Origin of the sequence: Rosenbergiella epipactidis, from assembly GCF_018494055.1 — a bacterium.
Classification (GTDB): domain Bacteria; phylum Pseudomonadota; class Gammaproteobacteria; order Enterobacterales; family Enterobacteriaceae; genus Rosenbergiella; species Rosenbergiella epipactidis.
This window is the reverse complement of record NZ_JABBFQ010000010.1, coordinates 1-12,606: the sequence shown is the minus strand read 5'-3', so window position 1 is coordinate 12,606 and position 12,606 is coordinate 1. Positions and strand designations below refer to the sequence as shown.

The 12,606-nt window shown below is 46.6% G+C and carries 10 protein-coding genes, 1 rRNA gene and 1 riboswitch; of the genes, 3 read left to right on the top strand and 8 right to left on the bottom strand.

The window, feature by feature from the left end:
• Positions 1 to 83: 83 nt before the first annotated feature.
• Positions 84 to 464: a diacylglycerol kinase gene (locus HGT71_RS13815; protein ID WP_214218285.1), complete on the bottom strand. Its 381-nt coding sequence runs from the start codon at positions 462 to 464 to the stop codon at positions 84 to 86.
• A 124-nt stretch (positions 465 to 588) separates the two neighbouring features.
• Between HGT71_RS13815 and plsB the strand changes: the two genes are divergently transcribed.
• Positions 589 to 3,027, top strand: a complete 2,439-nt coding sequence (gene plsB / locus HGT71_RS13810; protein ID WP_214218284.1) for a glycerol-3-phosphate 1-O-acyltransferase PlsB — start codon at positions 589 to 591, stop codon at positions 3,025 to 3,027.
• A gap of 51 nt (positions 3,028 to 3,078) precedes the next feature.
• On the opposite strand, the gene ubiA is transcribed toward plsB, so the two are convergent.
• The 4 genes from ubiA to pgi all read right to left on the bottom strand — a co-directional run bounded on the left by ubiA (position 3,079) and on the right by pgi (position 6,782).
• Positions 3,079 to 3,960 (bottom strand): 4-hydroxybenzoate octaprenyltransferase, encoded by an 882-nt coding sequence (gene ubiA / locus HGT71_RS13805; protein ID WP_342355462.1) that lies wholly within the window; start codon positions 3,958 to 3,960, stop codon positions 3,079 to 3,081.
• Positions 3,933 to 4,496: a chorismate lyase gene (gene ubiC / locus HGT71_RS13800; protein WP_214218283.1), complete on the bottom strand. Its 564-nt coding sequence runs from the start codon at positions 4,494 to 4,496 to the stop codon at positions 3,933 to 3,935. Before ubiC ends, ubiA begins: the two co-directional genes overlap by 28 nt.
• 85 nt (positions 4,497 to 4,581) lie before the next feature.
• Positions 4,582 to 5,001 (bottom strand): phosphate-starvation-inducible protein PsiE, encoded by a 420-nt coding sequence (psiE, locus tag HGT71_RS13795; RefSeq protein WP_214218282.1) that lies wholly within the window; start codon positions 4,999 to 5,001, stop codon positions 4,582 to 4,584.
• Positions 5,002 to 5,135: 134 nt separating this feature from the next.
• On the bottom strand, positions 5,136 to 6,782 hold the full coding sequence (gene pgi, locus HGT71_RS13790) for a glucose-6-phosphate isomerase (RefSeq protein ID WP_214218281.1): 1,647 nt from the start codon (positions 6,780 to 6,782) through the stop codon (positions 5,136 to 5,138).
• A 351-nt stretch (positions 6,783 to 7,133) separates the two neighbouring features.
• Positions 7,134 to 7,326, top strand: a riboswitch (Lysine riboswitch).
• Positions 7,327 to 7,402: 76 nt separating this feature from the next.
• Here pgi and lysC point away from each other — a divergent pair.
• Both lysC and panS read left to right on the top strand, forming a co-directional pair.
• Positions 7,403 to 8,758 carry a lysine-sensitive aspartokinase 3 gene (gene lysC / locus HGT71_RS13785; RefSeq protein WP_214218280.1) on the top strand — a complete coding sequence of 452 codons (1,356 nt, stop codon included), beginning with the start codon at positions 7,403 to 7,405 and terminating at the stop codon, positions 8,756 to 8,758.
• 11 nt (positions 8,759 to 8,769) lie between these two features.
• Positions 8,770 to 9,681, top strand: a complete 912-nt coding sequence (panS, locus tag HGT71_RS13780; protein WP_214218279.1) for a ketopantoate/pantoate/pantothenate transporter PanS — start codon at positions 8,770 to 8,772, stop codon at positions 9,679 to 9,681.
• Positions 9,682 to 9,724: 43 nt separating this feature from the next.
• On the opposite strand, the gene HGT71_RS13775 is transcribed toward panS, so the two are convergent.
• The 3 genes from HGT71_RS13775 to rrf form a co-directional block, all read right to left on the bottom strand.
• Positions 9,725 to 11,344 (bottom strand): Na/Pi cotransporter family protein, encoded by a 1,620-nt coding sequence (locus HGT71_RS13775; protein ID WP_214218278.1) that lies wholly within the window; start codon positions 11,342 to 11,344, stop codon positions 9,725 to 9,727.
• Between the two features lie 88 nt (positions 11,345 to 11,432).
• Entirely contained in the window at positions 11,433 to 12,362 is a 930-nt protein-coding gene (metA, locus tag HGT71_RS13770; RefSeq protein ID WP_214218277.1) for a homoserine O-acetyltransferase MetA, read from the bottom strand.
• A 166-nt stretch (positions 12,363 to 12,528) separates the two neighbouring features.
• Positions 12,529 to 12,606: ribosomal RNA gene (rrf, locus tag HGT71_RS16020) — 5S ribosomal RNA — on the bottom strand; the annotation flags it as partial.

Sequence of the window (12,606 nt, the reverse complement as noted above, 5' to 3'; positions counted from 1 at the left end):
CCCCTGGTTGTTTATACAGTCTCTGTGAGTATATACAGGTATTTTATAAATAGAAACCGGCATCACCGATAAATTGCTGGGGTTTAGCGGAAATAATAGTGCCAACTCTCAACCAGTAAAGCTATCCACACCGCTAATGACCAGAGGAGTGCAAGTAACACCGCCGCCGATCCCATGTCTTTAGCGCGACCGCAGAGTGTATGCCACTCTTCCCCGAAACGGTCCACCACTGCTTCAATCGCACTGTTTAATAGTTCAACAATAATCACTAATACCATTGAGCCGATAAGGACCAGTTTGGCAAGAATAGATACCGGCAATAGCAACGCAATCATTGTGCCAAAGGTCCCTAAAATGACTTCTTGCCGAAAGGCCGCCTCGTGCTGCCAAGCGGCTTTATACCCTTTCCATGAATAACCTGCTGCGTTAATAATACGACGCAGTCCGGTAACTTGGTTAGTCATTAACTCTTTTCTCCATGAAGAGCTGTGATACAGCCCGATATTACATTTTTACTGGACAGATCTTCGCAAACGTTTCTGTTATGATGACCGCGCTTTGCTCATTTAAGAGGCTATGAATTCAACTATGTCAGGTTGGCGTGATTTACTTTATAAATTATTAAACTTACCCCTCTCATTCATCGTGAAAAGTCGGGTAATTCCTGGAGATCCAGTCACAGAATTGGGTCTCGACTCAACGCGTCCTATTATGTACGTTTTCCCCTACGATTCCAAAACGGATTTGCTCGCCTTGCGAACGCAATGCTTGAAGCATGATCTCCCCGATCCCTTAGTCCCTATCGAGATAGACGGCGTACTACTCCCACGCTATGTTTTTATGCATGATGGCCCACGTGTCTTCCCTTCATTTACCCCTAACCAAGAGTCGGTAAAAATTTTTCACGACTATCTGGATCTGCATAAAAATAATCCTGCATTAGATGTTCAGTTAGTGCCTGTTTCAGTAATGTTTGGTCGTGCCCCCGCCCGCGAGATTAATGGCGAGCCAGGCCCATCTTTACGCGAACTGAATGGGTTACAAAAGCTGTTTGCAGTACTGTGGTTGGGCCGCGATAGCTTTGTACGCTTCTCGGCTAAAGTCTCCATGCGCCAAATGGCTGACGAACACGGCACCGATAAATCAATCGCGCAAAAATTAGCGCGAGTCGCCCATATCCATTTTTCGCGCCAACGGCTTGCCGCGGTAGGGCCGAGTTTACCAGCCCGCCAACAACTGTTTACTAAACTGCTTCAATCGCCTGCGATTGCGAAAGCCGTCGAGGACGAAGCTCGTACTAAAAAAATCTCTCACGACGAAGCGCAGAAGAACGCAGTCGAGATGATGGAAGAAATTGCGGCTGACTTTACCTACGAAGCCATTCGTATTACTGACCGAGTGATGAGCTGGTTATGGAGCCGTTTATATAAAGGGATTACCGTAAACGGTGGCGAGCGTATTCGCCAACTGGCGCAAGATGGGCATGAACTCGTCTATGTCCCTTGCCATCGTAGTCATATGGACTATTTACTGCTCTCCTATGTGCTGTACCACCAAGGCCTTGTTCCGCCCCATATTGCAGCCGGTATCAACCTCAACTTCTGGCCAGCCGGTCCTATTTTCCGTCATTTGGGCGCATTCTTTATTCGCCGAACCTTTAAGGGTAACAAACTCTATTCTACGGTCTTCCGTGAATACCTCGGTGAATTATTCAGCCGCGGGTATTCGGTTGAATATTTTGTTGAAGGCGGGCGTTCTCGAACCGGTCGTTTGTTAGATCCTAAGACCGGTACGCTAACCATGACCCTGCAAGCGATGTTACGCGGAACCAATCGCCCTATCACCTTAGTGCCGATCTATATTGGCTATGAGCATGTGATGGAGGTCGCGACTTACGCCAAAGAATTACGCGGTGCCGCGAAGGAAAAAGAAGGATTCTTACAGATGATCCGCGGGTTAAGAAAACTGCGTAATCTCGGCGAAGGTTTTGTTAACTTCGGTGAACCTTTACCCCTTAACGCCTATCTTAATCAGCATGTTCCAAACTGGCGTGATGATATTGATCCGATTGAAGTGCAGCGCCCGACGTGGTTGACCCCAGCGGTGAACGATATCGCGGCACAAGTTATGACCCGAATCAATAATGCCGGTGCGGCGAATGCGATGAACCTCTGTGTAACCGCGTTATTGGCTTCTCGTCAGCGTTCTTTGACTCGTGAGCAGTTACTTGATCAGCTTAGCTGCTATAGCGATCTATTACGCAATGTACCTTATTCGTCAGAATCGACGCTGCCCGATATGACTCCACAGCAGCTGCTTGATCATGCTCTTGAGATGAATAAGTTCTCTATTGAGCAAGATACCTTAGGTGAAATCATTGTATTGCCTCGCGAACAAGCAGTGCTGATGACCTATTATCGTAATAATATTCATCACCTTCTGGTCTTACCTTCGTTGTTGGCAAGCATCGTTCTGCAACATAAGTCGTTGACCTATGATGAATTACTGCAGCAAGTTAGATTGATCTATCCAATGCTTAAACGCGAGCTGTTCTTACATTGGAGTGATGAACAACTTGAGCCAGAGATTAAGCGCTTACTGGAAGAATTGCGTCGCCAAGCATTGATTACCGAATCTGAAGGTGTGATTGCCGCGACCTCAACACAGAAATATCGTACTTTACAACTTCTCGCCGCAGGGGTACGTGAAACGCTACAGCGTTACGCCATCACCTTCACAATCCTCAGTGCGAAACCGACCATTAACCGTGGTACTCTTGAAAAAGAGAGTCGTACACTGGCCCAGCGCTTATCGGTTTTACACGGAATTAATGCGCCTGAGTTCTTCGATAAGGCAGTCTTTACTGGCTTGGTCTTAACGTTACGTGATGAAGGCTATATCAGCGACCGAGATGATGCGGATATCGATAAATCCATTGTGATGCGTAACCTACTCCTCGACTTGATGAATCGAGATGTTAGGCAGACGATTGAAAATTCAGATAATCTTCTTCCTGAAAATAGTTAAAAAGCGATCAAAAAAGGCGACCTACTGGTCGCCTTTTCTTTATGACTCGATCTACATCAAGTTAATAAACGGCAGAATATTTAAAATTATTCCAGCAAAGATCACTAATCCAACATAGTTATTATTTAAAAAGGCTTGGAAGCAGGCCCCTCGCTCGCGAAGGTAGATAAGCTTTTGCTGCCACCCAAACAGTATCGCGGCGACCACCAAACCACCGTAATAAAAGCTATTTAGGTGCAGAGACCGGCCAACTAAAACCAGCAGTACTAAGGTAATGAACTGTAATAATCCAATGATTAACCGATCATGCTTACCAAAAAGGATGGCTGTCGATTTCACCCCAATCTTAAGGTCATCATTCCGATCGACCATTGCATATTGCGTATCATACGCCACGGTCCAACAGATATTAGCGAAAAACAGTAACCAACACACACCGGGTAGCGTTTCCGTTACGGCTGCCCATGACATCGGAATCGCCCACCCAAATGCCGCACCTAACACCACTTGTGGCAAGTGAGTATAGCGCTTCATAAAAGGATAGATAGCCGCCAGCGCCACACCACCGACTGACAGTAAGATCGTCATACGATTCATGGTCAGCACCAGTAAAAATGAACACAGCACTAAGACGATAAATAAAACTTTCGCTTCCTTAGCCATTACGCGGCCGCTCGCCAGCGGGCGATTCTTAGTTCTTTCTACATGTCCATCGATATTCCGATCGGCATAGTCATTCACCACGCAACCCGCCGCACGCATGAAAATAACCCCTAAGGTAAAGACGATCAGTACCGGAAGTGGCGGAAAAGACATTCCCGATAACCACAAAGCCCAAAATGTTGGCCAGAGTAGAAGAAGTGTACCGATAGGCTTATCCAGCCGCATTAATTGCAGGTAAGCTTTTATTTTTGAAGAGGTTGCAGAATGCACGGTAAAGATCCTTTTGCCAATAGCGGGTAAAGTGGTGAAGCGGGTAAAAATATTTCGGTCAATAATAACGGTTTATTGGCGAGGCGTAACAAGGAACGTCTCGCCCATAATCCATTCATCGTGCCCGGCGTTAAAAAATCTCGACATAATGACGAGGATTGAAATAAATAATGTCCTAAGGGTCGAGTGCCTAATGCCATTAACGAGGCCTCAGGTCCTTGTAAACTGCTTTCGGGTATCACCGTTCTCCCCGCAAGCCAAGGTTCTCCGTCCGCCAAAAGTTGTACTTCTCGCAACCAAAATCGCGTGTTTTCTGCGTCACCAACAACTAACTGATGCTCGTCCGGCGTCAGCGCATGTTCAGAAAAGAATCCTTCTTTAACGATAGTAACCTCTAGTTTCTGACAATACGCTTCTAATCGTGCCGTCATTGACGTTTCATCCACCAGCCATGAATAAATATCTGGAGCACAGTCAGATTCATTGAGGGCGCGAAATTGATCGGTCAGTAATCGCTGTACTGAGAGGTCATGCATGAAACGCTTCCGTATTCTTCTTGAAAATGTCACTCATCATAACAGAGGTTGAGTCCATCTTCTGCAGATAACCAGAACCTGCCCCCTACTCTCTTTTAAGGCGGCGGCTATTTGCCAACCAAAGTGTCACCACCAACACCAAAATCGCAGCAGAATAGATCAGCGTATCCAATGGGTTTTTATGGTCGACGATAATGAGGCGAACAATCGCGGTGATACCAATGTAGATAAAGTAGCGCAGGGGAAAGTGATAACCGGATAAGAAATACTTAATGATTAGGGCGATAAACTCGAAATAGAGGAAATAGATCACGATTCCTTCAATCAATAGATAAGAGGATTGCTCCTCACCCCGATGAAACAATACGGTTACCAAGTTAACCGTCTCTTTACCTAAAAAGACCGCTAAGATTGCGGCTAAAACGATCAGACCGATATTCAATACCCACTGTAAAAAGTTGGCAATTGCCCGTGGAATTTTTGGTGTAACAACTTGATCATTCATTATTTTTACTCATTTTTATTATAAGAGAGCTAAAATAATAATGTTTTAATGTGACAGATGCCTCAAAAATAATGTTTTTTCTTAAAAATAAAAAAGCGGCACTATCGCCGCTTTTTCTCTACTGCTATCTCGGTTTAACGCCAAGATTTATATTGGTTGATTAGCCCATTGGTGGAGCTGTCATGTGACGAGATCTTCTCTTCAGCTTTCAATTCCGGCAGGATGCGGTTCGCAAGCTGTTTCCCTAGCTCAACCCCCCACTGATCAAAGGTAAAGATATTAAGAATCGCACCTTGGGTGAAGATTTTGTGCTCATACATCGCAATCAGCGCACCGAGGCTATAAGGCGTGATCTCTTTCAATAAGATAGAGTTGGTCGGACGGTTCCCCTCGAAGACTTTGAATGGGACGATGTGTGCAACGTCTTGCGCAGATTTCCCTGCATCCGCGAACTCTTTCTCTACCGCTTCTTTCGATTTACCAAACGCTAAGGCTTCCGTTTGAGCGAAGAAGTTAGACAGTAACTTGTCGTGATGATCGCTTAATGGGTTATGCGTGACTGCTGGCGCAATAAAGTCGCAGGGGATCATCTTGGTCCCTTGATGGATCAATTGGTAGAAAGCATGTTGGCCATTGGTGCCTGGCTCTCCCCAAATGATCGGGCCTGTCTGGTAGTCCACTGGGTTACCGTCACGGTCAACATATTTACCGTTGGATTCCATGTTACCTTGTTGGAAATAGGCGGCAAAACGGTGCAGATACTGGTCGTAAGGTAGGATAGCTTCGGTTTCTGCGCCAAAGAAGTTGTTGTACCACAGGCCAATAAGCGCCAGGGTTACAGGCAAGTTCTTCTCAGCCGGTGTTTGGGCGAAGTAGTTATCCATCGCATGGGCGCCGGATAATAGCTGCTCGAAATTATCAAACCCAATCGACAGCGCGATAGATAGACCAATTGAAGACCAGAGCGAGTAGCGTCCCCCTACCCAGTCCCAGAATTCAAACATATTATCGGTATCAATCCCGAACTCGCTGACCGCTGAGCTGTTCGTGGATAGCGCGGCAAAGTGTTTGGCAACGTGCTGCGCATCACCGGCTTTCGCCAAGAACCAATCACGCGCACTGTGAGCGTTAGTCATGGTCTCTTGCGTGGTAAAGGTCTTAGAGGCGACCAAGAAAAGTGTGGTTTCTGGATTGAGCGGTTTTAAGGTCTCGGCAATATGTGTGCCATCAACGTTGGAGACAAAATGCATAGAGAGATGGTTTTTATACGGTTTTAACGCTTCGGTGACCATATAAGGACCTAAGTCAGATCCGCCGATACCGATATTGACGACGTCAGTAATCGCTTTACCGGTGTAACCCTTCCATTCACCACTGATGATACGCGCTGAAAAATGTTTCATTTTTTCCAGTACCGCATTCACTTCCGGCATGACGTCTTTACCGTCTACCAAGATTGGCGAATTACTACGGTTACGTAGTGCAATGTGTAGCACAGCGCGGTCTTCGGTACGGTTAATTTTCTCACCGGCAAACATCGACTTAATTGCACCAGATAAATCACACTCTTTCGCCAGGTTTAAAAGCTTATCTAAGGTCTCTTGAGTGATACGGTTTTTGGAGTAATCGACGAGAATTTTATCTTCAAAAGTGGTCGAAAAATGCGTGAAACGTTGCGGGTCTTGAGCAAAAAGTGAGGCGATATCTGTTTCGTTAATCGTTTGAAAATGCTGTTCTAAGGCTTTCCATGCTGCTGTTTGTGTAGGGTTAATATTTTTCATAACAACACTCTTAGTTAGTTAATAATCTGTCGACTTAAACACACTTTACGCACTGTTAACCAGTCTCGCGTCAATGTTTGGGTTGAAATTTAACACTCCGGTGCAACCGCTCCCATCTTGAACGAAAATGGGTGAGATAACCATAGTCTTGCGACTCGGATGCCTCTTGATTATCCCTTACTCTAGAACGTCCAACCCTAAGGGGTTTGCTAGGAGGTGCTATTTAGTGGTGCACAGAATACCGAGTCACCGGGTCATACTGAAACTTTACTAATTAATTTCTGCGATAGACGATTTAGCGTTGACAGCACCGGTATTAAACGATATTTGTACTTAGCGGCGTTCTATCGTCGCACCAGAAGAGGCGCGTCACCCAGGCAGTATGTCAGAGAATCCGTATTCATTGACGGCATATCAGGGGGAGTGACGCCGAGACGATAAACATACGGGCTGTTTATTTGTCGGCTACAGGGGCTGAATCCCTTGAGTTGTCACCAATACATCAGTTGATGTTAATGACGTTAGGTGGGGGGCTTCTGAGTAGAGAACAGTTAGACTGTATCTTCACCCCTCACCTAAAAATGATTTGTTTATTTTTTTTAGAATCGAGGGTGTTAAGCATGTCCCAATCCACATTCATTGTGGCAAAATTCGGTGGTACCAGTGTTGCTGATTTCGAAGCAATGTCCCGCAGTGCCGATATTGTACTCAGTCATCCAGACGTTAAGCTTGTTGTTCTTTCGGCATCTGCCGGTATCACCAATATTTTGGTTGAACTTGCCTCAGGTCAAGAGACCGCCCGTCGGGCTTTCTTACTCGACGAAGTCCGTCGTATTCAGTATGCGATTGTCGATAATCTCCGTAGCGCCGATGTTGTTCGCGATGAAATTGACCGCATCCTCGAAAGTATCACCACGTTATCCGAAGCAGCCTCACTTGCGACATCTTTAGCGCTTACCGATGAACTCGTCAGTCATGGTGAACTGATGTCGACACTGCTGTTCACCGAACTTATCCGTGAGCGTGACGTCGCCGTCAAATGGTTCGATGTCCGTAAAGTCATGCGCACCAGTGATCGTTTTGGCAGTGCAGAACCTGAGCTTAAGAGCGTCGATGAGCTGGCAACCCAATATTTGGCCCCACTCTTAAATGATAATCTTGTTATCACCCAAGGCTTCATCGGTAGTGAGGAAAAAGGACGTACCACTACGCTTGGCCGTGGAGGCAGTGACTATACTGCTGCGTTACTCGGCGAAGCCCTACACGCCAGCCGTATTGATATCTGGACCGACGTGACGGGGATTTTCTCTACCGATCCACGGGTTGTACCTACCGCTAAGCGTATTGCCGAGATCTCTTTTGAGGAAGCCGCTGAAATGGCAACCTTTGGCGCGAAAGTTCTCCACCCCGCGACGCTTCTTCCTGCTGTACGCAACAATATCCCAGTCTTCGTGGGCTCAAGCAAAGCGCCAAACGATGGCGGTACGTTTGTCTACCCTGAGACGAATGAGAAGCCTCTGTTTAGAGCCTTGACGTTGCGCCGACGCCAAACACTATTGACGCTTCATAGCTTAAAGATGCTGCACGCACGGGGATTCTTAGCGGAAGTTTTTGCTGTTCTGGCTCGCCACCATATTTCGGTTGATTTGATTACCACATCAGAAGTCAGTATCGCTTTGACCTTGGATACAACCGATACCAGTGGCCAAGCACGAGGGCTGTTAACTCAAGCACTACTTACTGAATTATCGGCCTTATGCCGCGTCGAAGTTGAAGAAGATCTCTCTTTAGTGGCATTGATTGGGAATCAACTCTCGCAATCTCCAGGGGTAGGAAAGGAAGTGTTTGGGGTGTTATCTCCCTTTAACCTGCGTTTGATTTGTTATGGTGCGAGTGAACATAACCTCTGTTTCTTGCTACCCAGTAAGGATGCGGAAGCGGCGGTACAAACCCTGCACCGACATCTCTTCGAATAAGGAAGAGTGTAATGTTAGCCAAGGTAACAAGGTTATTTCCGTTATGGGCAGTAGCATTATCGGCGGTCGCCTATTGGCGACCGACTGGCTTCACAGCAATAGGGCCTTGGGTCAGTGAGCTTTTGATGCTGATAATGTTCGGGATGGGAGTAACCTTAAGTTTAGACGACTTCCGTCGCGTACTGAATCGCCCTGCTCCGGTATTGGCAGGAACATTTCTACACTATCTTGTTATGCCGGCGGCCGCATATGGCTTGGCTAAAATCATGCATATGCCCGCCGATCTTGCGGCGGGGATGATATTGGTCGGCAGTGTCGCGAGTGGTACGGCGTCAAATGTGATGATTTATCTGGCTAAGGGTGATGTCGCTTTATCTGTGACGATCTCTTCTGTCTCGGCCCTCGTCGGGGTGATAGCGACCCCCTTATTGACGAGGTTATATGTCGATACCCATATTCAAGTCGATATTGCCGGTATGTTGTGGAGCATCGTCAAGATCGTGCTGATCCCCATTAGCTTAGGATTGATTGTGCATCATAGCTGTAAAAAGCTGGTCGAGCGGATTGAGCCCTATTTGCCCACGCTTTCGATGGTCGCTATTTTGCTCATCATTGCAGCCGTGGTGGCGGGAAGCCAGCAGTATATCTCAAGCGTCGGCTTAACCGTCATTGTCGCGGTAGTCCTGCATAACGCCATAGGTTTAATGGCGGGCTATTGTGGAGGTAAGCTCTTTGGCTTTGATGAGTCGGTGTGTCGTACGCTAGCTCTGGAAGTAGGAATGCAAAACTCAGGACTCGCTGCGACCTTAGGTAAACTCTATTTCTCACCTTTGGCCGCATTACCGGGTGCACTTTTCTCGGTCTGGCATAATATTTCCGGGTCGCTGTTGTCCGGTTATTGGTCGGGTAAGAAGACCTCTTAGACCTTTCTTTGGCTCGACAACGTTTTGCTGTCGGGCCTATCTTTTATTCCTCTTCTGCCTCACGCTGGTCAAGTACCCCATAGGCCACTGAACAAAATAGGGAGTTTAATCTTTTCATCTCTCCCAATAATCCTAAGTGCAGTGAACTGGTTTCGAGGCTCTGCTTATTTTGTAGCGATAATCGCTCAACATGCGTCAATGAGTAACGCTGGGTTAACCGACGAAAACGGTGCTTAGAACGCCGTAACCGTCGTGCAGCATCCAGATCACGAGCAATAAAGACGGATAGACTGAGCTGTAGATTTTCCAGAAGATTATCGTATAACGTTTTGAGTTCTTCGAGGCCTTCCGTAGAAAAGGGTCGTTGCTTAGCCAGTGATTTCGCTGCAATATCTACCGTCATCGTCTCTAGAATATCCCCTGCTTGCTCCAAATTAACAGCTGTATTAAAGATCTCAGCCCAGCGTTCAGATTCTTGTTCTTGAAGCTCTTCTCTAGGGATTTGCGCCAGATAGAGTTTGATTCCGGTATATAAGGCATCCACTTGGTCGTCATAACGGGTTACCACCTTCTCTTCGCCTTGCTGTCCTTGAAAAGCCCGCTTGAGGCTGATCATCATCTTTTCGATGATATCCCCCATACGCAAAGTTTCTCTGGCCGCATTGACTAACGCTAAGGAGGGAGTATCAAGTGCCGCACGATCTAAATACCTTGTGGTGAATTTTTCTGTTTCGTTGGTAGCCGCCGGGATCCAGCGCTCACATAAACACGCCATCTTCTCGGTTAGAGGGAGTAACAGTAGGCAGCGTACTACGTTGTAAAATACATGGAATAAGATCACTAAATCAGCGCTCGATACCGTCAATTTATCAAGTTGATGGGCAAAAATACCAATAAAAGGTAATACCACTACAGCACCCATAAGCTTGAAGAGTAAGCTGCCTAACGCGACTTGCTTACTTTCGACGCTCGCCTTACCACTATTTAATAATGCAAGAATCCCACTACCTATATTCGCGCCAACCACTAAGCACAGGGCAACTTTTAGCGCAATCACATCTGTGGCGGTCAGCGTGGCGGTAATCAGGACTGCCGCTAGGCTTGAGTAACTGACCATCGCAAAGAATGCCCCAACCAGTGCATCCAATAATATGTCACCGGTCAGCGATGAGAATAAGACCTGAACGCCTGTAGCATGGGTAATGGGACGAGAAGCTTCGACAATTAATTGTAACGCTAAGAGGATTAGGCCAAGACCGATGAGTGTATGGCCTATCTGACCGACTCGGGTCTGCTTACGGCTAATAAAAAGCATGACGCCGATAAAAATAAATAGCGGTGATAGCCAAGAAAGATCGTAGGTCAGTACCCTTGCCATCAACGCAGTGCCGACATCAGCCCCCAGAATTACCGTGAGCGCCGGGGTGAGCGTCATAAGATTCTGCGCAACAAAGGAAGTCACCAATAACGTGGTCGCATTACTGCTCTGTACCAGCGCGGTTACCCCTATCCCTGCCAAGAAGGCGAAAGGCTTTTTCTCCACGCTTCGGCTTAATACGCGTCGTAAATCTGCGCCAAAAACACGCATTATTCCCGAGCGTACTATCTGAGTCCCCCATACCAATAGGGCTATTGCGGCCAGTAGATTAAGTAATATCAGCATTTCGTCCCGCTTTATCGTTACTGTTATGCGTAAAAGCGTAGACGAAAATGATGATCAAACAACCTTGGGAATACCGCGACTTGCCCTGTTAATCCAAAGTGGGATTCATCTCTCGTAAGTCGAATGGCGTGATTTGGTAGACATAATAATTGAGCCAGTTAGCAAAAAGTAGGTAGCCATGACTGCGCCATGTCGCCTTCGGCTTATTCGCAGGATTATTATCGGGAAAATAATTATCGGGTAAGATAGGCGATAAACCCGCTTCTGTATCGCGAATAAATTCTGCCGCCAATGTATGCGCATCGTATTCTGGATGCCCCGTCACTAATACTAATCTTTTGTCGCGAGAGGCCATAAGATAAGCCCCTGCTTGCTCAGAGCTGGCTAAGATATCTAAATCAGTATGCGTTTTAATTGTCTCGACGGGGAAGGCTGCATAGCGGGAGTGTGGGGCCAGAAAGGTTTCATCAAAACCGCGAGTCAGTAAAGCATGAGGCTCTAAGTTGAGATGCTCATACACTCCAGAGATCTTCTCTTCCAGTGTTTGTTTAGGCACATCATAAAGAATATTTAACGCCGCCTGTACCGCCCAACATACACAAAGGGTTGATGTCACATGTTTTTTCGCCCAACTCAATACCTCACTGATCTGTGGCCAGTAGGCGACATCGTCAAAATCGACTAAACCTAACGGAGCCCCGGTCACGATGAGGCCATCATAGTTCTCATCCTTAATATCGTCGAAATTACGGTAAAAGGTATTAAGATGTTCTGTGGGCGTGTTACGTGATTCTCTGTTATCGATACGGAGGAGTTGGATATCGAGTTGCAATGGAGAGTTCGATAGTAAACGTAAAAACTGATTTTCCGTCTCAATTTTTTTCGGCATCAGGTTGAGGATCAGTACCTTCAATGGGCGAATATTTTGGAGATGCGCACGAGTATCGGTCATCACGAACACGTTTTCATTGCGCAAAAAATTCACTGCAGGAAGCTCATCAGGTACTTTAATCGGCATAACCTTTAATCCTCAAACTCTATTTAGACGTCCAGATAGCCAATATAGCGTGGCAGAGAAAGGCTGTCGAGCAATGCGAGGGGTAGGTGAAATAATTTCAGCTTAGCTTAGAACAAAAAGAGAAAAGCAAAAAGGCCACCTATAAAGGTGGCCTTTTTTAAAAGGATCCTGGCAGTTCCCTACTCTCGCATGGGGAGACCCCACACTACCATCGGCGCTACGGCGTTTCACTTCTGAGTTCGGC

Coding starts and splice junctions, on each gene's coding strand:
- plsB (WP_214218284.1), top strand. CDS start 589: ATGTCAGGTTGGCGTGATTTACTTTATAAATTATTAAACTTACCCCTC.
- panS (WP_214218279.1), top strand. CDS start 8,770: ATGTTAGCCAAGGTAACAAGGTTATTTCCGTTATGGGCAGTAGCATTA.
- HGT71_RS13775 (WP_214218278.1), bottom strand. CDS start 11,344: ATGCTGATATTACTTAATCTACTGGCCGCAATAGCCCTATTGGTATGG.
- psiE (WP_214218282.1), bottom strand. CDS start 5,001: ATGAATGATCAAGTTGTTACACCAAAAATTCCACGGGCAATTGCCAAC.
- HGT71_RS13815 (WP_214218285.1), bottom strand. CDS start 464: ATGACTAACCAAGTTACCGGACTGCGTCGTATTATTAACGCAGCAGGT.
- ubiC (WP_214218283.1), bottom strand. CDS start 4,496: ATGCATGACCTCTCAGTACAGCGATTACTGACCGATCAATTTCGCGCC.
- lysC (WP_214218280.1), top strand. CDS start 7,403: ATGTCCCAATCCACATTCATTGTGGCAAAATTCGGTGGTACCAGTGTT.
- pgi (WP_214218281.1), bottom strand. CDS start 6,782: ATGAAAAATATTAACCCTACACAAACAGCAGCATGGAAAGCCTTAGAA.
- metA (WP_214218277.1), bottom strand. CDS start 12,362: ATGCCGATTAAAGTACCTGATGAGCTTCCTGCAGTGAATTTTTTGCGC.